We start from the raw sequence: 21,163 nt of genomic DNA, 5'->3' as shown, positions 1-21,163 counted from the left end.
GGGGCCGCCCGCTCGGGTCAGGGCAGGAGGTGACCCGCGTGGCGGCGTACCTGGTGGTTGCCGGGCAGGTGCACCGGGCCCTGTCCGCGCCACGCCGTGACCAGGGCGTCCAGCGCGGCCACGTGCCTGTGGGACAGCGCGGCCGGCGCGGCGCCCAGCTCGCGGGCCCAGGTGTGCAGCACCCGGGTACGGACGGCGGCCGGCAACTCGGCGAGCCCGGCTACGGACAGCCCGCCCTCCCTGGTCCGGGCGTCGGCGAGCGCGGCGTCGGCGAGCGCGTCGAGCGCGGCGTTGTCGGCCGCGAGCAGCCCGGCGGTACGGGCCAGGTTGGCCACCACCCCCGGCCCGAGCGCGTCGACGAGTCCCGGCAGCACGTCGGACCGGACCCGGGCCCGGGCGTACGCGGGGTCGGCGTTGTGCGGGTCCGCCCACGGGTCGAGCCCGAGCGCTTCGCAGGCGGCCCGGGTGTCGGCGCGCGGGACGTCGAGCAGTGGGCGCAGCAGGGGTACCCCGTCGACGTCGCGCCGCTCCGGCATCCCGGACAGCCCGCGCGGTCCGGCGCCCCGGGCCAGCGCCAGCAGGACTGTCTCGGCCTGCTCGTCGCGCGTGTGCCCGAGCAGCACACCGACTGCGTCGAATCGGTGGGCGGCCGCGATCAGCGCCTCGTACCGGGCCTCGCGGGCGGCCGCCTCCGGACCGCCGGGCCGGCCGTCCACGCGTACCGGAAGCACCTCGACCGGGTCGAGCCCTTCGGCGCGGGCCCAGTCGGCGACCGCCTCGGCCCGTTCCGCCGACCCGGCTTGCAGGCCGTGGTCGACCGTCACCAGGCCGGCCTGCCGTCCGAGCCGGGGGGCCACGAACGCGGTGGCGGCGGCGAGCGCGAGCGAGTCGGCCCCGCCGGAGCAGGCCACCAGCACCGGGCCGCCGCCGGGCAGGCCGGTCAGCACCCGGCGGACGGCGAGCCGCACGGCGGCGACGGCGGGAGCAGGCGACGGCGAGCGACGCGACCGGGCGCCGGAATCCGCCCGGCCCGCGGAAGAAGCCGGACCGAGCGGACCAGCCGAACCGGCCGGATCAGCCGACGGGCGGGGTGGCACCAGCGGGCCCGTGTACGCGTGACACCCAGGCGTCCGGGTCGCCCAGCTCGTCCAGGCGGGGCAGCGTCAGCGGCGACGAGAAGATCTTGTTGAAGCCCTGCATCCCCACCCGGTCGACGACGCCGTGCACGAACTTGCGGCCCTCGGCGTACTGGCGCATCTTGACCTCGATGCCGAGCAGCCGCCGGATCGCCTTCTCCAGCGGGTTGCCGGACTCGCGGCGGCGGTTGAACGCCGCCCGGATCGACTCGACGCTGGGGATGACCTGCGGGCCGACGCCGTCCATCACGAACTCGGCGTGGCCCTCCAGCAGCGTCATCAGCGCGGTCAGCCGGTCCAGCACCGCGCGCTGCGCCGGGGTCTGCACGATGTCCAGCACGCTGGCCCGGCTCTCCGGGTCCTTGACCGCGTCGGAGAGCGTCGCCACGCCGCGGCGGACCCGCTCCAGCAGGTGCTCGCCGCCCTGGGAGGCGTCCACGAACGCCTGCACCTCGCCGAGGAAGTACGCGCGCATCCACGGCACGGCGGTGAACTGGGTGCGGTGGGTCACCTCGTGCAGGCACACCCAGAGCCGGAAGTCACGCGAGTCGGCGCCGAGCTTCCGCTCGACCTCCAGGATGTTCGGGGCCACCAGCAGCAGCTGGCCGGGGTCGCCGGCGAAGACCTCGTACTGGCCGAGCACGCGGCCGGAGAGGTACGCCAGCACGGTGCCGGCCTGCACGCCCGTGACCCGGGAGCCGATCGCCTCGGTGAGCGCGCCCGGCCGCTTGTCCCCGGAGAGGCGCTCGACCAGCGGGGAGACCACCTCACGCAGCCCGGCGATGTTCGCCGCCGCCCAGTCCCGGCGGTCGACCACGCGTACCGGCGGGTGCGCGACCTGCGCACGCAGGCCGGTGTAGTCGGCGACGTGACCGGCCGCCTCCTCGGTCAGCCGGCGCAGGTCGCCGACCACGTCGGTGGCCTCGGCGTACGACACCCGGGGGCCCGACTTGCTCAGCGCCCCCGCTGTCGCGGCGGCCAGATCCCAGTCCACGAACTGCGCCATGAACCCACCGTACCCGCGCCGGAACACCCCCACCCGGGCTCGCGCCGGCCTATCGACGCCCGTCGGTCAGCGGCAGCCGCACCCGGCCAGCGCGGAGCTGATCCGGTCCAGCGCCGCCCGGGTGTCGTCCAGCGAGCCCTGGGTCCGGTCGGTGAGCACGGCGAACGTGAGCAGCCGGCCGTCGGCTGTGGTCACCGTGCCGGCGATCGCGTTGACGCCGCTCAGCGTGCCGGTCTTGGCCCGGACGACACCCGCTCCGGCGCGGGTCGCCGCCGCGCGGTAGCGCTCGTCGAGCGTGCCGGACCAGCCGCCGACCGGCAGACCGCCGAAGATCGCGGCGAGTTCGGGGTGGCTGCCGTTGCCGGCGAGCGTGATCAGGTCGGTGAGCAGCGAGGGGCTGATCCGGTTGGTGCGGGACAGCCCGCTGCCGTCGGCCAGGCTGATCTCGCCGGCGGGCAGGCCCAGCTCGCCGAGCACCTGGTCGGTGGCGGCCGCGCCGCCGGCGAACGAGCCGGGCTTGCCCTTGGCGAGCGCCACCTGGCGGGCCATCGCCTCGGCGATCACGTTGTCGCTGTCGCTGATCATGATGTCGACCAGCCGGATCATCGGCAGTGATTCGACCTTTCCGAGTTCGGCGCCGGGGGCCGTACCCGTGGCGCCGGACGCGGCCGGCGCGGTGCCCCGGGTCACCTGGGCGGCGCCGCCGGTCAGGCCGAGCAGCTTGGCGAACTGCCGGCCGGCGGTCAGGTCGGGCTGCGGCACCCGCTCGGCGGCGTGATTGGTCTGCTCGGCGGTGCGCCGCGCCTCAGCCGCGTTCTTCCGGGCACCGTCGGTCATCAACGCGGTGATCGCCGCGCCGAAACCGCCGGTGGGGATGTCGGCGTCCCAGCCGGGCTCGAAGACCGGGCCGCTGAACAGCGACGAGTCGACGATCACCTTGGTCGGCGCGGTGCCACCGAGCGCGTCGCGCACCTGGGCGGCGAGGTCGTCCAGCCGGGCCGCGCCCGGGTAGAAGCCGTTCTTGTCCACGGCGAGCGTGGGGTCACCGCCGCCGACCAGGACCACCTCGCCCGGGTTGGCGCCGGCCACGGCCCGGGTCGGGATCCGGTAGGCCGGGCCGCGTGCGGCGAGCACCGCCACGCCGGTCGCCAGCTTGGTCACCGAGGCGGGCACGGTGGGCGTGTCCTGACCGCTGCCGTAGAGCGCCTGGCCGGTGCTCACGTCGGCCACCGACACGTGCACCCGGTCGCCGAGCGCGGCGGCGCGGACCAGCGGGTCCAGCGCGGAGCGGATACCGGCCTCGGTGGGCAGCGGGGCGTTGCCGTCCGGCCCGGCCAGCACGGCCTGCGGGGAGGGCTCGGGCGGCGCGGCGACCGCCGTACCCGTGCTGTCGTCGTCGCCCAGCCACCCGGCGACCGGGCCGGGGCGCAGCACGGCGAGCCCGGCCACCGCCAGGGCCAGCACGAGCACGCAGGCGAGCGCCGCGACGAGCCGCCGGCCGCGTCGCGGCCGGCCCGGGGGCGGCCCGGAGGGTACGGGCGGCGCGGCGCCGATCGGCGGGACCGGCGGGCTGACCGGGATCGAGTCCGGCGCGCCGGGCCAGTTCAGCGGAGCCGTCGGGTCGTGGGACGGGCCGACGCGGGCCGAGCCGCTCGCCGGGCCGGAGCCGTGGTGCGGCGGGCCGACGCGGGCGGACCCGGTGGCCGGAGCCGGACGATGGGGGACGTTCGCACCAGGGACGGACACCCGCCCGGTGGCCCCGCCGGAACCGGAACCGGCGGACCCGCGCCCGTCAACCCTCTCGGGGCGGTAGTGTGAATCTTCCCTCCCCACGGCCCCCTCCTCCCCGCTCGAAATCGCCTTGGGCGACACTACTTCGGTCCGAACACTATGCGGCGGCCGGAGCCGACGGGGGGCGTTCACCCCGCGCCGGGGGTGAGCCGCTGGTTTCCGTTAGCCAGCGTGGGCAAACGAGGGAGCGTGGAAGATGGATTTCGACGTCACGGTTGAGATCCCCAAGGGTCACCGGAACAAGTACGAGGTAGACCACGCGACCGGCCGCATCCGGCTGGACCGCACCCTCTTCACCTCCACGCAGTACCCGGCCGACTACGGGTTCATCGAGGGCACCCTGGGCGAGGACGGCGACCCGCTGGACGCGCTGGTGCTGGTGCCGGAGCCGACGTTCCCGGGCTGCCTGATCCGCTGCCGCACCATCGGCATGTTCCGGATGACGGACGAGAAGGGCGGCGACGACAAGGTCCTCTGCGTGCCCTACGAGGACCCGCGTCAGGAGCACCTGCGCGACATCCACCACCTGGGCGAGTTCGACCGGCTGGAGATCCAGCACTTCTTCGAGGTCTACAAGGACCTGGAGCCGGGCAAGTCGGTCGAGGGCGCGACCTGGGTGGGCCGGGTCGAGGCCGAGGCGGAGATCGCCGCGTCGTACCGGCGCGCCAAGGAGGCCGAGGAGCGCGGCGAGACGCTGCACTGACGCTCACGCTTTCGCCGGAGGCCCGGGTCGCGCGTCGCGACCCGGGCCTTGCGCGTGTTCAGGCGAGCAGGTCGCGGGCCCGGTCGTAGAGGTCGAGCACCGCGCAGGCCACCGGCACGACCGCGACCACGAGCGCGGTGTCGGTCAGGTCGGCCAGCCGGCCGAGGTACGGGGAGACCGGGCGCCGGGCGTACGTGGCGCCGGCGGTGACCGCCGTGAGTGCCAGGGCCAGCCCGCCCACTGTCAGCGCCAGGCGGCCACCGGGACCGGCCCGCTCGGCCAGCACCACGCCGAGCAGGGCGAACCCGGCCAGCCCGGCGACGACAGCGGGCACCCGGTGCCGTACCGCCACGAACAGCCGGGAGCGCAGCAGCAGCACCCCGCAGGCGACGGCGGCGAGCAGCAGCCCGGCGGTACGCCCGACGGAGACGAGCACCGCGACCGCGCCGACTGCGAGCACCGCGTGGCCGAGCAGCATCCCGGTGAGCACCTCCTCGGCGCGGGCCACCGCCGCGTGCACCCGCCCCCGGTCCGGCAGGTCCCGGGTGCCGGCCGGGCTGGGCAGGGTGAGCGGCGGCAGCGGCAGCTTGCCGACCCGGATGGCCAGCAACGGCAGCCCGCCGAGCGCGAACACCAGCACGGCGAGCAGGACCGCGGCGGTGCCGTCCGGGTCGAGCAGCAGCCCGCCGAGCGCGGCCGCCACGCCTGCCACGCCGACAGTCACCCCGGCCACGGAGACTCGGGACCGGCTGGCCACGCCGAGCAGGCCGAGCACCGCCACCAGCAGCAGCGCCACCGAGCCGACCAGCAGTTCGGGGGCGCCGACCCAGCGCAGGCCGGGGATCGGGCCGACCGGGTCGCCGGAGGTGACCGCCAGCGCACCGGCCGCCGCGGCCCAGGGCAGCGCGTACCCGCCGAGCGTGGCGCCGACCGGGCCGTCCCCGTACGCCCGGGACGCCGCGGTGGCGGTGAGCACCAGGATCAGGGCGACCGCCGCGGCGACCGGCCAGCCGCGCGCGCCCGGCCCGGCCGCGACCACGGCGACCAGGCCGACGGCCAGGGGTACGGCGGCACCGGCGAGCGCCGCGGCCCGGGTGGCCCGGCCCGACCAGGCGGCACCCCGGCGCCGGGCGCCGTCCACGATCGCCTCGACCACGTCGTCGTACTCCAGTTCGGGCCACTGCGCGCGGGCCGGCACCAGGTGCAGCACCTCGCCGTCGCGCACTCCTTGCGGCAGCAGCGCCTGGGCGGTGGCGAGCACCGCCCCGTCGGTCCGGCGCAGCACCCACCCGCCGTGCCGTTCCCCGTCGTCGGCCAGCCCCTCACCGGCGTGCCGGAGCACCTCGGGCAACAGCTCGGCCAGGGGCACCTGCTCCGGGAGGGCCACGTCGACCCGCCGCCTGGGCGCGCTGATCGTGACCCGGGCGAGCCCGCTTGTCATCGAGGCATCTCCATATCGAGCGGAGGGAGTGGGCTGACGGACGAGAGGACTTTACCTACGATGAGCCAGGCTCGGGTTACCCAGAGCCACTTCCGGGGAGGGTGAGTGTCCACTGTCGTCATCAAGCGGCCGCCACGCCGCCCGGCACCGGAGATCCCGGTCGGTGAGCTGCCCGTCGAGGCGCCGCCGGAGATCCCCGCCGCCGCCGGTGGGCGCTGGCAGCAGGCGCTGATGGTGCTGCCGATGCTCGGCGGGACGGTGGCCATGGCGATGATGTTCGGCCGCGGCGGCGGGGCCTACTCGTACGTGGTGGGCGGCATGTTCGGCCTCTCCTCGCTGGCGATGCTGGTCACCACCTGGGGCAGCGCCGGGCCGAAGAAGTCCGAGCTGATGGCCGCCCGCCGGGAGTACCTGCGCCACCTCGCCACGCTCCGGCGCCGGGTGCGGGAGACCGCCGGCGCTCAGCGGGCCGGGCTGTCCTACCGCCATCCGGAGCCGGGGCGGCTCTGGTCGACAGTCGACAGTCACCGGGTGTGGGAGCGCCGGCCGGGCGACCCGGACTTCGCCGTGGTCCGGGTCGGTGTGGGCCCGCAGACGCTCGCCACCCCGCTGGTCCCGCCGGTCACCCGCCCGCTGGAGGAGCTGGAGCCGATGACGGCCGGGGCGCTGCGGCGCTTCCTGGACGCGTACTCGGTGGTGCCGGACCTGCCGGTGGCGCTGTCGCTGCGCAGTTTCGCCCGGGTATTCGTGCGCGGCCCGGCCGGCCCGGTACGCGGCGCCGGCTCGCCCGCCGCGCAGGCGCTGGCCCGGGCGGTGCTCACCCAGCTCGCCGTCTTCCACGCGCCGGACGAGCTGCTGATCGCGGTCTGCGCCGGGCCGGAACGCCGGACCGCCTGGGAGTGGGTGAAGTGGCTGCCGCACGCCCACCATCCGGCGCGCACCGACGCGCTGGGCCCGGTGCGGCTGGTCACCAGCTCCGCCGCCGACCTGGAACGGCTGCTCGACGACGTGCTCGGCGCCCGGTCCCGGTTCAGCCCGCACGGCACCGCCACCGACGGGCCGCACGTCGTGGTGGTGCTCGACGGCGGTGACCTGACCGGCGCGACCGACCTGGCCGGTGACGGCGGCATCGACGCGGTCACAGTGCTCGACCTGGACACTCCGCCGCCCCGGCTGCTCGACCGGTACGCGCTCCTGCTCGACCTGGTCGACGGCCGGCTGCACTCGCACTCCGCGGAGGGGCACGCCGAGGTGGGCGCCGCCGACGCGCTGGCGCCCGCCGACGCCGAGGCGGTGGCCCGGCGGCTCGCGCCGCTGCGGCTGGCCGGCACGGTACGCGGACCGGACGCGCCGCCCGGCGCCGAGCTGGGTCTGCCCGAGCTGCTGGGTCTCGGCGACCCGGAGAGCTTCACCGCCGAGCAGGGCTGGGCGCCCCGGGCCGCGCGGGACCGGCTGCGGGTGCCGATCGGCGTGGGCGCCGACGGCGGGGCGATCGACCTCGACCTGAAGGAGTCGGCGCAGGACGGCATGGGCCCGCACGGCCTGCTGATCGGCGCGACCGGCTCGGGCAAGTCGGAGCTGCTGCGCACGCTCGTGCTCGGGCTGGCCGCCACGCACAGCTCGGAACAGCTCAACTTCGTCCTCGTCGACTTCAAGGGCGGCGCCACGTTCGCGCCGTTCGGGCGGCTGCCGCACACCGCCGCCGTGATCACCAACCTGGCCGACGCGCTGCCGCTTGTGGACCGGATGGTGGACGCGATCAACGGGGAGCTGATGCGCCGGCAGGAGCTGCTGCGCCGGGCCGGCAACTTCGCGAGCGTGCGCGACTACGAGCGGGCCCGGGCGGCCGGTTCGCCGCTGGCCCCGCTGCCGTCGCTGCTGCTGATCTGCGACGAGTTCTCCGAGCTGCTGTCCGCCAAGCCCGACTTCATCGACCTGTTCGTGCAGATCGGCCGGCTGGGCCGGTCGCTCGGGGTGCACCTGCTGCTTGCCAGCCAGCGGCTGGAGGAGGGGCGGCTGCGCGGGCTGGACACGCACCTGTCGTACCGGATCGGTTTGCGGACGTTCTCGGCGCTGGAGTCCCGGACGGTGCTGGGCGTGCCGGACGCGCACGAGCTGCCGCGCAGCCCGGGGCACGGTTACCTGCGCTCGGGCACCGATCCGCTGGTCCGGTTCAAGGCCGCGTACGTCTCCGGCGCGGTCCGCCGCCGCGGCGGCGGGGCGGGCGCGTCCGGCGCCGGTGAGGCGCGTGTGCTCGCGTTCTCCACCCACCTGGTCCCGGTGCCCGAGCCGCCCGCGCCCGTCGCCCCGCCCGCCGAGGACGACAGCGGCGAGACGTTGCTGGACCTGCTCGTGGACCGGCTGACCGGGCAGGGCCCACCGGCGCATCAGGTGTGGCTGCCACCGCTGGACGCCTCGCCCGCCCTGGACGAGCTGCTCGGCCCGGTCGGCACCGACCCGGTACGCGGGCTCACGGTGGCGAATCCGGAGCTGCACGGGGCGCTCCAGGTGCCGGTGGCGGTGGTGGACAAGCCGTTCGAGCAGCGGCGTGACCTGCTCTGGCTGGCGCTGGACGGCGCGGCCGGGCACGTCGCTGTGGTCGGCACCACCCGCAGCGGCCGGTCCAGCCTGCTGCGCACCCTGGTCTGCGCGCTCGCGCTCACCCACACCCCGGCCGAGGTGCAGGTCTACTGCCTCGACTTCGGCAGCGGGACGCTGGGCACGCTGCGCGACCTGCCGCACGTGGGCGGTGTCAGCGGGCGGACCGACGGCACCGCGGTGCGCCGTACCGTCGGCGAGGTCGCCGGCCTGCTGGCCGAGCGGGAGCGGCGTTTCGCCGAGGCCGGTGTGGAGTCGATGGCCGCATGGCGACGGCGGCGGGCGGCGGGCGCGCCGGACCCGTTCGGGGACGTGTTCCTTGTGGTGGACGGCTGGAACACGCTGCGCGGCGAGTACGAGGATCTGGAACCGCTGGTCACCGAGCTCGCCACCCGGGGCCTGGCGTACGGGGTGCACGTGGTGGCGAGCGCGCTGCGCTGGTCGGACTTCCGCCCGGCGATCCGTGACCTGTTCGGCTCCCGCCTGGAGTTGCGTCTCGGCGACCCGGCCGACTCGGTGGTGGTCAAGCGCGCGCTGGCGGCAACCGTGCCGGAGGAGCGTCCGGGACGCGGCATCACGGCGGGAGGGCTGCACTTCCTCACCGCCGAACCCCGCGTCGAGGCACTGGGCGCGGAGACCGCCGACATGGTCAAGGCGGTCGCCGGCGCGTGGACCGGTCCGCCGGCGCCCCGGGTGCGGCTGCTTCCGCCGGTGCTGCCGTACGCCGAGCTGGACCAGAGCGCGACGAGCGGGCTGGCGTTCCCGATCGGCGTGGCCGAGGCGGACCTGTCCCAGGTGGTGCTGGACTTCGCCACCGAGCCGAACTTCCTGGTCTTCGGCGACGCCGAGTGCGGCAAGTCGTCGTTCCTGCGGGCGCTCGCCACCTCGATCGTCAACCGGTTCACCCCGGAGCAGGCCCGGGTGATGCTCGTGGACTACCGGCGCAGCCTGATGGGCGTGATCGAGACGCCGCACCTGATCGGGTACGGGACCGCGGCGCCGCACACCGCCGAGCTGATCGAGTCGGCCGCAGGCTATCTCCAGGGGCGGCAGCCGGGGCCGGAGGTGACCCCGGCGCAGCTGCGCAGCCGGTCGTGGTGGCAGGGACCGGAACTGTTCGTGCTCGTCGACGACTACGACCTGGTGGCCGGTGGCCCGACGAATCCGTTGCGGGCGTTGGAGGAGCATCTGCCGCACGCGCGGGACGTCGGGCTGCACCTGGTGCTGGCGCGGCGTACCGGCGGTGCCGGGCGGACCGCGTACGAGCCGATCGTGCAGCGGCTGCGCGAGCTGTCCACGGCCGGGCTGGTGATGTCGGGCGGCCCGGAGGAGGGCGCGCTCGTCGGTCAGGTCAAGGCCGGGCCGCTGCCCCCGGGGCGGGCGCGTCTGGTCACGCGCCGGGAGGGGGTGCGCCTGGTGCAGTTGGCGCATCTCCCGCCCGGGTGATCCGCCTCGCGGAGTTGCCCCGTGACGGTCGGGACAACCGGTAATCTCCGTGCAGCATGTGTCTGACGCGACCGAACGGCTGGGGAATGTGACAGGGGATCGGCAGGGACCGCCCGGTGGGCCGCCCCGGCGTCGCGCCGGACGCGCGCTGCTCGCCGCCGTGTCGGCGCTGGCCACCGTCGCCGGTCCGCTGGCGCCGCCGGCCCACGCCGCGCCCGCCGCCCCGGCCACAGTGGCGCGTCCCTGGGTGTCCCCCGACCGCCTGCTGCGCACCGATCAGGTACGCGACGAGCAGTGGCAGCTGGAGGAGTTGCGGGCGAAGACCGCGTGGCGCACCTCGACCGGGCGCGGCGTGGTGGTCGCGGTGATCGACTCCGGTGTGGACGGCACCCACCCCGACCTGGCGGGCCAGGTGCTGCCCGGCCTCGATCTGGTGACGCCGGACGGCTCGGACGGCCCGGACCCGGTGGGGCACGGCACCACGGTGGCCGGGCTGATCGCCGGGCGGGCCGACGACGACCGGGGCGTGCTGGGGCTCGCGCCGGACGCCAAGATCCTTCCGGTCCGGGTCCTCGACGCCGAGAACCGCTACGACGACGCGCTGATCATCGCCAAGGCGGTGCGCTGGGCGGTCGACAACGGCGCCCAGGTGGTCAACCTGTCGCTCGGCGGCAGCAGCGACAACCCGGCCCTGGCCGCGGCGCTCGACTACGCGTTCGCCCGGGACGTGGTGGTGGTGGCCTGCACCGGCAATCTGGCCACCTCGACGACCACCGAGGTCTGGTACCCGGCCCGGGAACCGGGTGTGCTCGCGGTCGCCGGGCTGGAGCGGACCAGCGAGAACCTCTGGTCCGGCTCGATCACGGGTCACGAGACGGTGCTCAGCGCCCCGGCCACCGGGCTCTACGGCGCCCGGCCGGAGGGCTACTGGCGGGTGCAGGGTACGAGCTTCGCCGCGCCGCTCGTCGCCGCGACGGCTGCCCTGGTCCGCGCGCGGTATCCGAAGATGTCAGCCGGGGACGTGGTGAACCGGCTGATCGCCACCGCCCGGGATCTCGGCCCGACCGGCCGGGACGACCGGTTCGGCTACGGCCTTGTCGATCCGGTGGCCGCGCTCACCGCCGACGTCCCGGCGGTGGGCCACAACCCGCTCGACGACAACGGCTCCCCCGGCGTGGTGGGCTTCGGGCCGGCGCCCGGCGACACGCGGGACACCCGGGCCGCCGCGGCGGGCCGGGGCGGTGACCCGCTGGGGCGTTCCTCGGAGGGCTGGAACGCCCGGCCGGCGGGCCAGACGGACGCCTCCGCCCCGGAACGGCTCTGGACCGGCCTGGCCCTGTTCGTCGCACTCGTCACCGGCACCGCGTTGATGGTTCGCCGGTTCCGGCAGACCCGTCGCTGAACCGGTCTGATCCCGCCCTCGGATGGGTAGGGAGAGCTCCATGGACACCACCGGGGCCACTGTCACGCGGCAGCGATCGTGGCGGAGCCGCCGCCTCGACCCCGAGCACTCGCTGGGCCTGCGGCTCACCCTGGCCGCGGTCGCGGCGTTCCTGGTGCTGGTGCCGTTCGCCCTGATCGCGCTGCTGGTGCTCGGCGCGTGGCCGCCTCTGCTGCGGCTGGACGCCTCGATCGCCGACGCGTTCCACGGCTACGCACAGGACCATTCCGCCTGGGTCGGTGTGATGACGGTCTGGACGCACGTGTTCGGGCCCGGGCCGCTGCGGGTGGCCGCGGTCGTGGCGGTGGTCTGGCTGGTCCGGCGCGGCGCGCCCAGGCTCGCGATCTGGGTGGTCGTCACAATGGCCGCCGGCGGGCTGCTCGGCGCGCTGCTCAAGCTGCTCGTCGGCCGGGACCGGCCGGATCTGCTCGACCCGGTGGCCCGGGCCGCCGGTTACTCGTTTCCGTCCGGTCACGCGCTCAACGCCACGCTGGCGGCGGGTGTGCTGCTGCTGGTGTTCCTGCCGTTCGTGCGGGACAGCCGCCGGGGCCGGGTCGCGCTGTGGACCGCCGCCGTGCTGGTCGCAGTGGTGACCGGGCTCAGCCGGATCGCGCTGGGCGTGCACTGGACCAGCGACGTGGTGGGCGGCTGGGTGCTCGGGGCGGCGGTGGTGGCCGCGACAGCGGCCGGCTTCGCCACCTGGCGCAGCGGATCCGGGCGGCCGTCCGCCCGTCCGCTCCGTGAGGGGGTCGAGCCGGAGCTGGCCGACCAGCGGCCGGAGGGCGGCCGGGCGTAACCGGACCCGCGCCGGGGTACAGGCGTGCCCATGTCCGATGTCGTGATCCGAGTCACCCGGCGTGTCCTGCTGCCGCTGGCCCTGCTCTTCGCGCTGATGGTGGGCCTGGGCCTGCTGGTGACCCGGGTGCTGGCCCGTACCTGGCCGTTCACCGTGGAGGACACGGTCAACCGTGAGCTGGCCGGCGACCGGACGCCGGGGTGGAACGACATCTCGCTGGTGTTCAGCACGCTGGCCAGCACCCAGATGATCGTCGTGGTGACGGTGCTGGCGGCGCTGGTGCTGCGGCTGGTGCTGCACCGCTGGCGGGAGCCGCTGTTCCTGTGCGCGGCGGTGACCGCGCAGGCGCTGATCTTCCTGTTCACCACCATGGCCATCGACCGGAACCGCCCGGCCGTCGCGCACATGGACGCCTCCCCGCCCACGTCCAGCTTCCCGTCCGGGCACACCTCGGCGGCCACGGCGCTCTACGTCGGTCTCGCGGTGCTGCTGGCGCTGCGGGCGCGCAGCACCCCGGCCAAGGTCGGCTGGTGGACGCTGCTGGTGCTGGTGCCGATCGGCGTGGCGCTCACCCGGATGTACCGGGGCATGCACCACCCGAGCGACGTGGTCGCCTCGTTCCTCAACGGCGGCGCCTGCGTGGCGATCATGGCGCGGGCGGTACTCGACCGCACGCTCACCTGGGGCCGCGCCCGGCTGCCGCTGTCCCGCTCGGGCGACGAGGCGACACCGGCGGGAGCGCCGGCGGGTGGCTGAGCGCCGCCGGCCGGCTCAGGTGCAGTCGCCGGTCGCCACTCCCCGGGTACGCTCCGCGCCCGCGAGCGCCACCGGTCGCGCCTCGGCGGCGGTCACCGCGAAACCGGTGTTCGGGTCGTCCGCCGCCGCTGCGAAGATCACGCCGAGCACCAGACCGTTCGAGGAGACCAGCGGGCCGCCGGAGTTGCCGCTGCGCACCAGCGCCCGGATCGTGTAGATCTCCCGGTTGACGTCACCGGCCGAGTAGATGTCCGGGCCGGTGATCCGGTCGACGTCCCGGATCCGGGCCGGGCGGGCGTCGTACGGGCCGTCGAGCGGGAAGCCGAGCACGATCGCGTCAGCGCCGGTGGCGGCCGGGCCGGCGGCGAAGCGCAGCGACGGGCCGGGCAGCCCGGGTACGTAGAGCACGGCCAGGTCCCGGTCCGGGTCGTAGACGACGACCTCGCCGTCGTACCGCTCGCCGCGCAGTTCCACAGCCACCGAGCGGGTGCCGGCCACCACGTGCGCGTTGGTCATCACCCGGTCGTCGGCGTACACGAAACCGGAGCCCTCGATGCGGCGCGAGCAGCTCGGCGCGGAGCCGAGCACCTTCACCACCGACCGCCTGCTGTTCTGCACCACCTGGGAGTTGGCCAGCGCCGGGTCGGGCGGTGCCACCTGCCGGGCCCGGGTCGGCGCGAGGTCGCCGAACACGTCCGGGAAGCCGTTGGTGTCGACCGTGTCGCGCAGCGCTGTGGACAGGTCCTGCGCCTTGTCCGGCAGCACCTGGTCGACGACGGTGAGCAGCGCGCTGTTGCGGACCGAGGAGGCCAGCCACGGCACCGAGGAGGAGCCGAGCGGCACGGCGACCAGCCACGCCACGAGCATGACCGCGATGACCGAGATGAACGCGCCGCCGACGTCGTCGATCTTCCGGCCGGCCGGGCCGGTGATGGCGGCCCGCAGGTTCGAGCCGAGCCAGCCCGCCAGCGCCTGCCCCAGCACCGCGAGCCCGAAGATCGCCACCAGGGAGATCAGCACGCGTGTGCCGCTCGCCGCGAACTGCTGCGCGATCAGCGGCCCGACCTGGAGGCCGAGCAGCGCTCCGAGGAAGAAGCCGGAGAACGACAGGGCCCCGATGACGAAACCCTGACGGTATCCGCTGATCGCGAACACGAGCATGAGCAGAAGAAGGACGAGATCCACGGCGGACACCCCCCAAGGGTACGGGCACGGGGCCCGTGCTCGGCTCAGCGCTCGCGGAACGTGACCCGGGGATGCGTACGGGTGATCAGCGCACCGGGCTCTCGTCGGCCGCCTCGGTGCCCGCCGACGGAGCGGGCGTGGCGTCCACGGGCGGCAGGTCCACCACACGCGAGTGCGGCCAGGGCCGGGACCAGCCGCCCATCTCCAGCAGCCGGTCGATCACGCCTGCGGTGAAGCCCCAGACGAGCATGCCGCGTGCGGAGAAGGCGGGACCGATCCAGCCGCTCGGGTGGCGTACCCGCATGCGGTTGTCCGGGTCGACCAGCTCGGTGACCGGCAGCCGGGCCACGTGCGCGACCTCGGCCGGCTCACGCGGGTGCACCGGGTGCGGGTCGTGCCACCAGGCGAGCACCGGGGTGACCACGAAGTCGCTGACCGGGATCCAGAGCCGGGGCAGCTCGGCGAGCACTGTGACGCTGCCGGGGTCGAGGCCGACCTCCTCGTTCGCCTCGCGCAGCGCGGTGGCGCGGGCGTCGGCGTCCTCCGGGTCGGCCGCCCCGCCCGGGAAGGCCGGCTGCCCGGCGTGGTTGCGCAGCGTCGCGGCGCGCTGGAGGACGAGCACGTCCGGCCCGGCGCCGGGCTCCTCGCCGAGCAGCACCAGTACGGCGCTCTCCCGGCCGCCGCTGGACGGCGTGACGATGCGGGTGAAGTCCTCCGCCCGCGCGGTGCCGAGCCGGCCCAGCAGCGGGTCGAACCACACCGGCGGCCGTCGGGTCATACCCGCACCCCGAGGTGACGTTCGAGCAGCGCGGCGAGGCGGGCGTCGTCGAGCGCGCCGGTCGCGTCGGTGTGCCGGATCCGGCCGTCGGCGTCGACCAGCACTGTGAGCGGGAACGCGTTGCGTTCCAGCGCGCGCTGGAACGCGTCGCCCTGGTCGAGCAGCATCGGGAAGTCGACGCCGTAGTCCTCGCCGATGGACTGCGCGCCGCCGCGGCTGTCCCGGCTGTTCACGCCGATCACCTGGAACCGGCCGTCGGCCCGCTCGCTGAGCCGCTGGAACGCGGGCAGCTCCTTGCGGCACGGCGGGCACCAGGACGCCCACACGTTGATCACCGCCGGGCCCTTGACGTCGCGCAGGTTCACCGGCGCGCCGCCGGTGAAGCAGTTGAGCGTCAGGTCGGGGAGCTGGTCACCGGCCTTCCCGGCGGACGTCGGGGACGCGGCGGCGGGCGCGACGGTCAGCGGGGCGCAGTCGGCGAACGGCGAGGGACGCTCGGCCCGGGTCGCCGGCGCCGGACGTTCCGGCTCCTCGGTCGTGGCGGTGCAGCCCGCTGCCGCCAGCAGCAGCGGGACGAGAAGGTACGCGAACCGGCGCATCACGGCACGTCCGCCGCTGCCGCCTGCTGCGGCACCAGGTCGGGATCGAGGCCGACGGCCACCGCCAGGTCACGGGCGCGGGGGCCCTTGAGCAGCTTGGCCGCGGCGGCCGGCTCGGTCGGGCCGGTGCCGTACGCGGGACACAGCTTCGCCAGCGTGCACGCGCCGCAGGCGGGCTTGCGGGCGTGGCAGACCCGGCGGCCGTGGAAGATGACCCGGTGCGACAGCATCGTCCAGTCGCGCTTGGGGTAGAGCGCGCCGATCGCGTGCTCGATCTTCACCGGATCGGTCTCGGTGGTGAGCTGCCACCGGTGCACCAGCCGCTGGAAGTGGGTGTCGACGGTGATGCCGGGGACGCCGAAGGCGTTGCCGAGGATGACGTTGGCGGTCTTTCGGCCGATCCCCGGCAGGGTCACCAGGTCGTCGAGCCGCCCGGGCACCTCGCCGTCGTACCGCTCGCAGAGCGCCCGCCCGAGGTTGATCAGGGAGCTGGTCTTGTTGCGGTAGAACCCGGTGGGCCGGATCAGCTCCTCCAGCTCGGCACGGTCCGCCGCGGCGTAGTCGGCGGCGGTGCGGTAGCGGGCGAACAGCTTCGGCGTGACCTCGTTGACCTTCTTGTCGGTGCACTGGGCGGACAGGATCGTCGCCACTGCGAGCTCCAGCGCGTTGGCGTGGTCGAGTTCACAGTGCGCGTCGGGGTGCGTCTCGGTCAGCACGCGGCCGATGCGCCGGGCGCGGCGCGTACGACCGAGGTCGGTCTCGGGGGAACGCGTGGTCACGTCGGCCAGCCTACGTCGCGGGACCGACGCTCCGGCGGCTCGGCGCGGCCGGGGTGCGCTCAGCCACCCGCCGGTGCGGTGATCTTGCCGGTCCCGTCGAGCTTCGCGCCGGTGTCCGGGAAGTCGGACCGGTTCAGGTCACGGACCAGTCCGAGGCCGCGGTTCTGCCGGTCCACCGAGGGACGGCCCACGCCGTTCATCACGGTGGAGGTGAACGTGCCACCGGCGAACTTCCCGTCGGCGGTGAGCGACACCTTGAGCACGCCGCCCCAGCCGAGCCGGCCGGAGCTGTTCAGCGACTTCCCGCCACCGGCGAAGTTGCCGAGGCTGTACGCGATCAGCCGCCCCTTGTAGAACTCCATCCCGCGCAGCACGTGCGGGCCGTGCCCGATGACCAGGTCGGCGCCGGCGTCGATGACGGTCCGGGAGAAGCGGATCGGGTCGCCGCGGTTCTCGCCGAAGAACATCTCGGTGCCCGGCTTCACCCGGGTCTTGTCGGCACCCTCGGCGCCCATGTGCACCTGCACCACCACGATCTGGGCCTGCTCCTTGGCCATCTCGATCACCTGCTTGGCGGCGTTCAGGTCGACCAGGCTGTTGGACCAGGGGTACGACGAGAAGCCCACCACGGCGACCTTGATGCCCTTGACGTCCACCACGGTGATCTCGCCCGGCGCGCCGGTGTGCTTGAGCCCGTGCGCCTCCAGCGCCGACTGGGTGTTCTCGTAGCCCTGGCGGCCGTAGTCGTAGCCGTGGTTGTTGGCCTGGTTGAGCAGCTGGAACCCGGCCGAGCGCAGGTGTGCGGCGTAGCCGGGCGGCGCGCGGAACTGGTAGCAGTTCTTCGGCTCCGGGCCGCACTTGCCGGCGCCGGTGTCGTCGGTGAGCGGCTCCTCCAGGTTGCCCATCACCAGGTCGCCCTTGAGCGCCGACTTCACGTCGTCGAAGAAGCCCTTGCCGCCGTTCGGGGGCAGCCGGTCCGGCGCGTTACCCATGATCACGTCACCGGTCGCGGTGAGCGAGATCGACGGCTCCTTCGACGCATCAGGCGCGGCCGGCTGGTCACCGGTGGCCGGCCAGGCCGAGCCGGTCGATCCGCCGCCCTGTCCCGTCTGCCACCGGGGGTCGCCGCCGGACCCGCCGGCGTCGCCGCAGCCGGCGACGAACAGGACGGCGACGAGCGCGGCGAACGCGGCCAGGCGTCGGCCGAGCACCGCACGACGCGGGCCGGGCACGGCGGCTGGCGGTCCGGCGACGGCGGCGCGGAGGGTACGGGGCACAGAGCGGGCGGAAGCGTACATCGTCGGCGACGCTACCGTCCCCGGAACGCCGCGACGAGGGCCGATCGGTCGGAAAACCCGGCGTGTCGCGTGTGCCGGGCCCACGTCAGCCCGCCCGCCGGTCGGACCAGGGCACCACGGTCCCGGCGCCGCCGGAGCGCACGGCGGCGTGCACGGCCCGCGCCAGCGGTGCGCCCCAGGATGACCGGGGACCGCCGTACGGGGCCGGATCGCCGTCGGCCGGGCAGAGCACCGTCACCGCGTCGGTGGGGGTGCCCGTGGCGGGCAGTCCGAGTTCCCAGATCGCCTGGGCCTTCGCCTCGGTGGCGGTGGCCACGGCGTTGACCAGGGCGGCGTCGCCGAGCCGCACCGGGACGTACACGACGATGTTGACGGTGCCGACGTGCTGCGCGGGCCGGGCCGGCTCGCTCGCGGCCGACGGCGCCGGCTCGGGCACGGCGGACGGCTCGGGTGTGACGGTGGCCGGCTCGGGGGCGGCGGCCCAGACCGGCGTGCCCAGGCCGACAGTCGCCCAGACGCGGACGCCGCCGTCCGTGCGGCGGACCACCTCGCTCACGTCCACGCCGGTCAGCAGCCCGACGCCGGGGCCGTCCAGGTCGAGGCCGTGCGCCAGCTCGGCCAGGTGCGCGGCGGGGTCGTCCCGGTCGTACGACATGGGCACCGTCGCGTTCAGCACCCACCGGCGGACGCCGATCCCCCCGCCCAGCGGCGCGGAGCCGACCGCCAGCAGCGGGGCCTCGGCCCGCCAGGCCAGCATCGGGATGTCCCACCCGGATTCGGACCGGCTGGTCAGGAACGGCTCACACAGCACGCCGGTCACCCTACGATCACAGGTGGGAACGGGTGGCGCCGGCCCGTGCCGGGGGCGGGATCTTAGCCGCTCCCCAGGTCGGGTGGGTTACGCCCAACGATCAAGATTCCAGGGGTGCACCTCTGATTCCTGCTCATGTGCGCCTAGACTGGCGGCGCGCGAGGGATCAGCGGACGGCAGACCCGGCCGACGGACGGCACGCGCAGGCGGAGGTGCGCGATGGACGAGGTACTGGCTCGCAGCGGGATCTTCCAGGGTGTCGACCCGGAGGCTGCCGAGGCGCTCGCCAAGGAGATGGAGACGATCGAGGTCCGCAAGGGCGAGATCGTGTTCAACGAGGGCGAGCCCGGCGACAGTCTCTACATCCTCCTGTCCGGCAAGATCAAGGTGGGTCGCCGCGCGGCGGACGGCCGGCAGAACCTGATCGCCGTGATGGGCCCGTCGGACATGGTCGGTGAGCTGTCGCTCTTCGACCCCGGTCCGCGTACGGCGACGGCCACGGCGGTCACCGACACCCGCCTGGTCCGGCTGCGCAAGCAGGCGCTGCGGCCGTGGCTGAACAACCGGCCCGAGATCGCCGAGCAGCTGCTGCGGGTGCTCGCCCGCCGGCTGCGCCGGACCAACGACTCGCTCGCCGACCTGATCTTCACCGACGTACCGGGCCGGGTCGCCAAGAACCTGCTCCAGATGGCCGGCCGGTTCGGCACCCGCGACGGCGGCGTGCTGCGCGTGACGCACGACCTCACCCAGGAGGAGATCGCCCAGCTGGTCGGCGCCTCCCGGGAGACCGTCAACAAGGCGCTGGCCGACTTCGCCTCGCGCGGCTGGCTGCGGCTGGACGGCAAGAGCATCATCATCCTCGACCCGGAGCGCCTGGCTCGCCGCGCGCGGGTCTGACCCTCCGTACCGGCTTCCCGGCCCGGCCCGCCACCGCGCGGAGCCGGGCCGATGCCGTCTTCTGCTGCCGTCTTCTGCGCAGGCCGGGCCGATGCCGTCTCTGCCCAAGCCGGGGCCGTTGCCGCCTCTGAGCGGGCCGGTGCCGTCAGGGCGCGGGACGGCCGGCGCCGTCTCTGCCCGCCGCAGAATCGCTTGGTGCTCCCGCAACGGGGTCGCCAGGCTGGGACGATGCCTGATCGCGTCGCCGTCCTCTCCGACATCCACGGTGTGCTGCCCGCGCTGGAAGCAGTGCTGGCCGAGCCGGACGTGGCAGCCGCCGACCTGATCGTCCTCACCGGTGACCTGGCGGCCGGTCCGCAGCCGGTCGAGGTGCTGGACCGGCTGGCCGCGCTCGGTGACCGGGCCTGCTGGGTCGGCGGGAACGCCGACCGGGAGCTGGTGCAGGCGCGGGCCGGCAGGTCCTCCCCGATCGCCGTCTCGAACTGGGCCGCCGGGCAGCTCCGCGACGACCAGGTGGCCCGGCTGGCGGCGCTGCCGCCGTCCGTCACGCTGCCGGTCACCGGTCTGGGCGACGTGCTGTTCTGCCACGCCACCCCGCGCGACGACGAGGAGGTCGTGCTCGTGGACTCGCGGCTGGACCGCTGGGCCGAGGTCTTCGCCGGCCTGCCGGCCGAGATCGGCACGGTGGTCTGCGGACACACGCACATGCCGTTCACCCGGCTGGTCGACCGTCGCCTGGTGGTGAACCCGGGCAGCGTCGGCATGCCGTACGGGGGCGCGGGCGCCTGGTGGGCGCTGCTCGGCCCGGGCGTGCAGTTGCGCCGGACCCGCTTCGACGTGGACGCCGCCTGCGCCCGGGTCGCCGCCGAGTCCACGTTCCCTGATGCGGCGGCCTGGGCCGACGAGTACGTCCGCTCCCGCCACTCCGACGCCGACGCGCTCACGGTCTTCGCTCCGCGCGACGGCCGCTGAGGCGTTAACAAGGGGCCCTTCCTCTACCGCAGGCGTTAACAAGGGCCCCCTCCTTTCAGAAAAAGTCAGGCTTGACTGTTTGTTTTGGGCGGGGCACGCTGTCTGCGTGTCGAGCCGAGTTCCGCAGCAGGAGCGCAGCCGTGCCACCCAGGCCCGGCTGCTGGAGGCGACTGTCGAGTGCCTGGTGGAGCACGGCTGGTCCGGCACCACGACGACAGTGGTGGCAGCCCACGCCGGCGTCTCCAGGGGCGCCCAGCTGCACCACTACCCCACCAAGGCCGCCCTGGTGACCGCCGCCGTCACGCACCTGACCGAGCGCCGGGCGGCCGAGCTGCGCGCCGAGGCGGCGCACCTGCCGGTCGGCCCGAAGCGGCTCGACGGCGTGGTCGACCTGCTCGCCGCCTCGTTCACCGGCCCGCTGTTCGTGGCCGCGCTGGAACTGTGGGTGGCCGCGCGTACCGACGCCGAGCTGCGCGCCGCGCTGGTGCCGCTGGAGGCGCGGATCGGCCGCGAGATGCACCGGCTCACCGTCGAGCTGCTCGGTGTGGACGAGCGCAAACCGGGCGTACGCGAGTCGGTGCAGGCCACCCTCGACCTGCTCCGCGGCCTCGGCGTGGCCAACCTGCTCAGCGACGACTCGCCCCGCCGCGCCGCCCTGCTGCACACCTGGAAACGCCAGCTCGCCGCGCTGCTCACCCCCGAGAGCGAGCGGCACTGATCCCCTGACGCC

General features: G+C 74.9%; 18 protein-coding genes. 8 read left to right on the top strand and 10 right to left on the bottom strand.

The window, feature by feature from the left end:
- Nucleotides 1-17: 17 nt before the first annotated feature.
- The 3 genes from tilS to dacB form a co-directional block, all read right to left on the bottom strand.
- Nucleotides 18-968 (bottom strand): tRNA lysidine(34) synthetase TilS, encoded by a 951-nt coding sequence (tilS, locus tag FHX31_RS31710; RefSeq protein WP_091330634.1) that lies wholly within the window; start codon nucleotides 966-968, stop codon nucleotides 18-20.
- 106 nt (nucleotides 969-1,074) lie between these two features.
- The gene (locus FHX31_RS31705; protein WP_041784509.1) at nucleotides 1,075-2,142 is read right to left on the bottom strand and encodes a zinc-dependent metalloprotease; all 1,068 of its coding nucleotides are present in this window, start codon (nucleotides 2,140-2,142) and stop codon (nucleotides 1,075-1,077) included.
- Between the two features lie 66 nt (nucleotides 2,143-2,208).
- Nucleotides 2,209-3,696, bottom strand: a complete 1,488-nt coding sequence (gene dacB / locus FHX31_RS31700) for a D-alanyl-D-alanine carboxypeptidase/D-alanyl-D-alanine endopeptidase (protein ID WP_184977888.1) — start codon at nucleotides 3,694-3,696, stop codon at nucleotides 2,209-2,211.
- 433 nt (nucleotides 3,697-4,129) lie between these two features.
- Between dacB and FHX31_RS31695 the strand changes: the two genes are divergently transcribed.
- Entirely contained in the window at nucleotides 4,130-4,636 is a 507-nt protein-coding gene (locus FHX31_RS31695; RefSeq protein WP_013288994.1) for an inorganic diphosphatase, read from the top strand.
- A 58-nt stretch (nucleotides 4,637-4,694) separates the two neighbouring features.
- Here the strand turns inward: FHX31_RS31695 and eccD are convergent, their stop codons facing one another.
- Entirely contained in the window at nucleotides 4,695-6,077 is a 1,383-nt protein-coding gene (gene eccD, locus FHX31_RS31690) for a type VII secretion integral membrane protein EccD (RefSeq protein WP_013288995.1), read from the bottom strand.
- Nucleotides 6,078-6,182: 105 nt separating this feature from the next.
- Between eccD and FHX31_RS31685 the strand changes: the two genes are divergently transcribed.
- The 4 genes from FHX31_RS31685 to FHX31_RS31670 all read left to right on the top strand — a co-directional run bounded on the left by FHX31_RS31685 (nucleotide 6,183) and on the right by FHX31_RS31670 (nucleotide 13,114).
- A complete protein-coding gene (locus FHX31_RS31685) occupies nucleotides 6,183-10,121 on the top strand; it encodes a type VII secretion protein EccC (protein WP_013288996.1) in 3,939 nt (1,312 codons plus the stop codon).
- Between the two features lie 88 nt (nucleotides 10,122-10,209).
- The gene (gene mycP, locus FHX31_RS31680; protein ID WP_030273750.1) at nucleotides 10,210-11,523 is read left to right on the top strand and encodes a type VII secretion-associated serine protease mycosin; all 1,314 of its coding nucleotides are present in this window, start codon (nucleotides 10,210-10,212) and stop codon (nucleotides 11,521-11,523) included.
- 40 nt (nucleotides 11,524-11,563) lie between these two features.
- Entirely contained in the window at nucleotides 11,564-12,358 is a 795-nt protein-coding gene (locus FHX31_RS31675; RefSeq protein WP_184977679.1) for a phosphatase PAP2 family protein, read from the top strand.
- A gap of 30 nt (nucleotides 12,359-12,388) precedes the next feature.
- Nucleotides 12,389-13,114 carry a phosphatase PAP2 family protein gene (locus FHX31_RS31670; protein ID WP_184977678.1) on the top strand — a complete coding sequence of 242 codons (726 nt, stop codon included), beginning with the start codon at nucleotides 12,389-12,391 and terminating at the stop codon, nucleotides 13,112-13,114.
- Between the two features lie 15 nt (nucleotides 13,115-13,129).
- Here the strand turns inward: FHX31_RS31670 and FHX31_RS31665 are convergent, their stop codons facing one another.
- The 6 genes from FHX31_RS31665 to FHX31_RS31640 form a co-directional block, all read right to left on the bottom strand.
- The gene (locus FHX31_RS31665; protein WP_013289000.1) at nucleotides 13,130-14,308 is read right to left on the bottom strand and encodes a MarP family serine protease; all 1,179 of its coding nucleotides are present in this window, start codon (nucleotides 14,306-14,308) and stop codon (nucleotides 13,130-13,132) included.
- Between the two features lie 76 nt (nucleotides 14,309-14,384).
- Nucleotides 14,385-15,077 (bottom strand): NUDIX hydrolase, encoded by a 693-nt coding sequence (locus FHX31_RS31660; RefSeq protein ID WP_013289001.1) that lies wholly within the window; start codon nucleotides 15,075-15,077, stop codon nucleotides 14,385-14,387.
- The gene (locus tag FHX31_RS31655; RefSeq protein WP_387033682.1) at nucleotides 15,074-15,679 is read right to left on the bottom strand and encodes a TlpA family protein disulfide reductase; all 606 of its coding nucleotides are present in this window, start codon (nucleotides 15,677-15,679) and stop codon (nucleotides 15,074-15,076) included. Before FHX31_RS31655 ends, FHX31_RS31660 begins: the two co-directional genes overlap by 4 nt.
- On the bottom strand, nucleotides 15,676-16,518 hold the full coding sequence (gene nth, locus FHX31_RS31650; protein WP_369752263.1) for an endonuclease III: 843 nt from the start codon (nucleotides 16,516-16,518) through the stop codon (nucleotides 15,676-15,678). Before nth ends, FHX31_RS31655 begins: the two co-directional genes overlap by 4 nt.
- On the bottom strand, nucleotides 16,515-17,732 hold the full coding sequence (locus FHX31_RS31645; RefSeq protein WP_236619410.1) for a CapA family protein: 1,218 nt from the start codon (nucleotides 17,730-17,732) through the stop codon (nucleotides 16,515-16,517). The genes nth and FHX31_RS31645 overlap by 4 nt, the downstream gene beginning before the upstream one ends.
- A 106-nt stretch (nucleotides 17,733-17,838) precedes the next feature.
- Nucleotides 17,839-18,564, bottom strand: a complete 726-nt coding sequence (locus tag FHX31_RS31640) for an adenosylcobinamide amidohydrolase (RefSeq protein ID WP_013474982.1) — start codon at nucleotides 18,562-18,564, stop codon at nucleotides 17,839-17,841.
- Nucleotides 18,565-18,783: 219 nt separating this feature from the next.
- Between FHX31_RS31640 and FHX31_RS31635 the strand changes: the two genes are divergently transcribed.
- The 3 genes from FHX31_RS31635 to FHX31_RS31625 all read left to right on the top strand — a co-directional run bounded on the left by FHX31_RS31635 (nucleotide 18,784) and on the right by FHX31_RS31625 (nucleotide 21,151).
- Nucleotides 18,784-19,461 (top strand): Crp/Fnr family transcriptional regulator, encoded by a 678-nt coding sequence (locus FHX31_RS31635; protein WP_007466162.1) that lies wholly within the window; start codon nucleotides 18,784-18,786, stop codon nucleotides 19,459-19,461.
- A 228-nt stretch (nucleotides 19,462-19,689) separates the two neighbouring features.
- Nucleotides 19,690-20,433 carry a metallophosphoesterase family protein gene (locus FHX31_RS31630; RefSeq protein ID WP_013474981.1) on the top strand — a complete coding sequence of 248 codons (744 nt, stop codon included), beginning with the start codon at nucleotides 19,690-19,692 and terminating at the stop codon, nucleotides 20,431-20,433.
- Between the two features lie 106 nt (nucleotides 20,434-20,539).
- The gene (locus FHX31_RS31625) at nucleotides 20,540-21,151 is read left to right on the top strand and encodes a TetR/AcrR family transcriptional regulator (RefSeq protein WP_013289007.1); all 612 of its coding nucleotides are present in this window, start codon (nucleotides 20,540-20,542) and stop codon (nucleotides 21,149-21,151) included.
- Nucleotides 21,152-21,163: the final 12 nt, after the last annotated feature.

It is taken from the genome of Micromonospora sp. CNZ286, assembly GCF_014207755.1.
The sequence above is the reverse complement of the archived record's forward strand: the minus strand, read 5'-3'. Positions and strand labels throughout refer to the sequence as shown.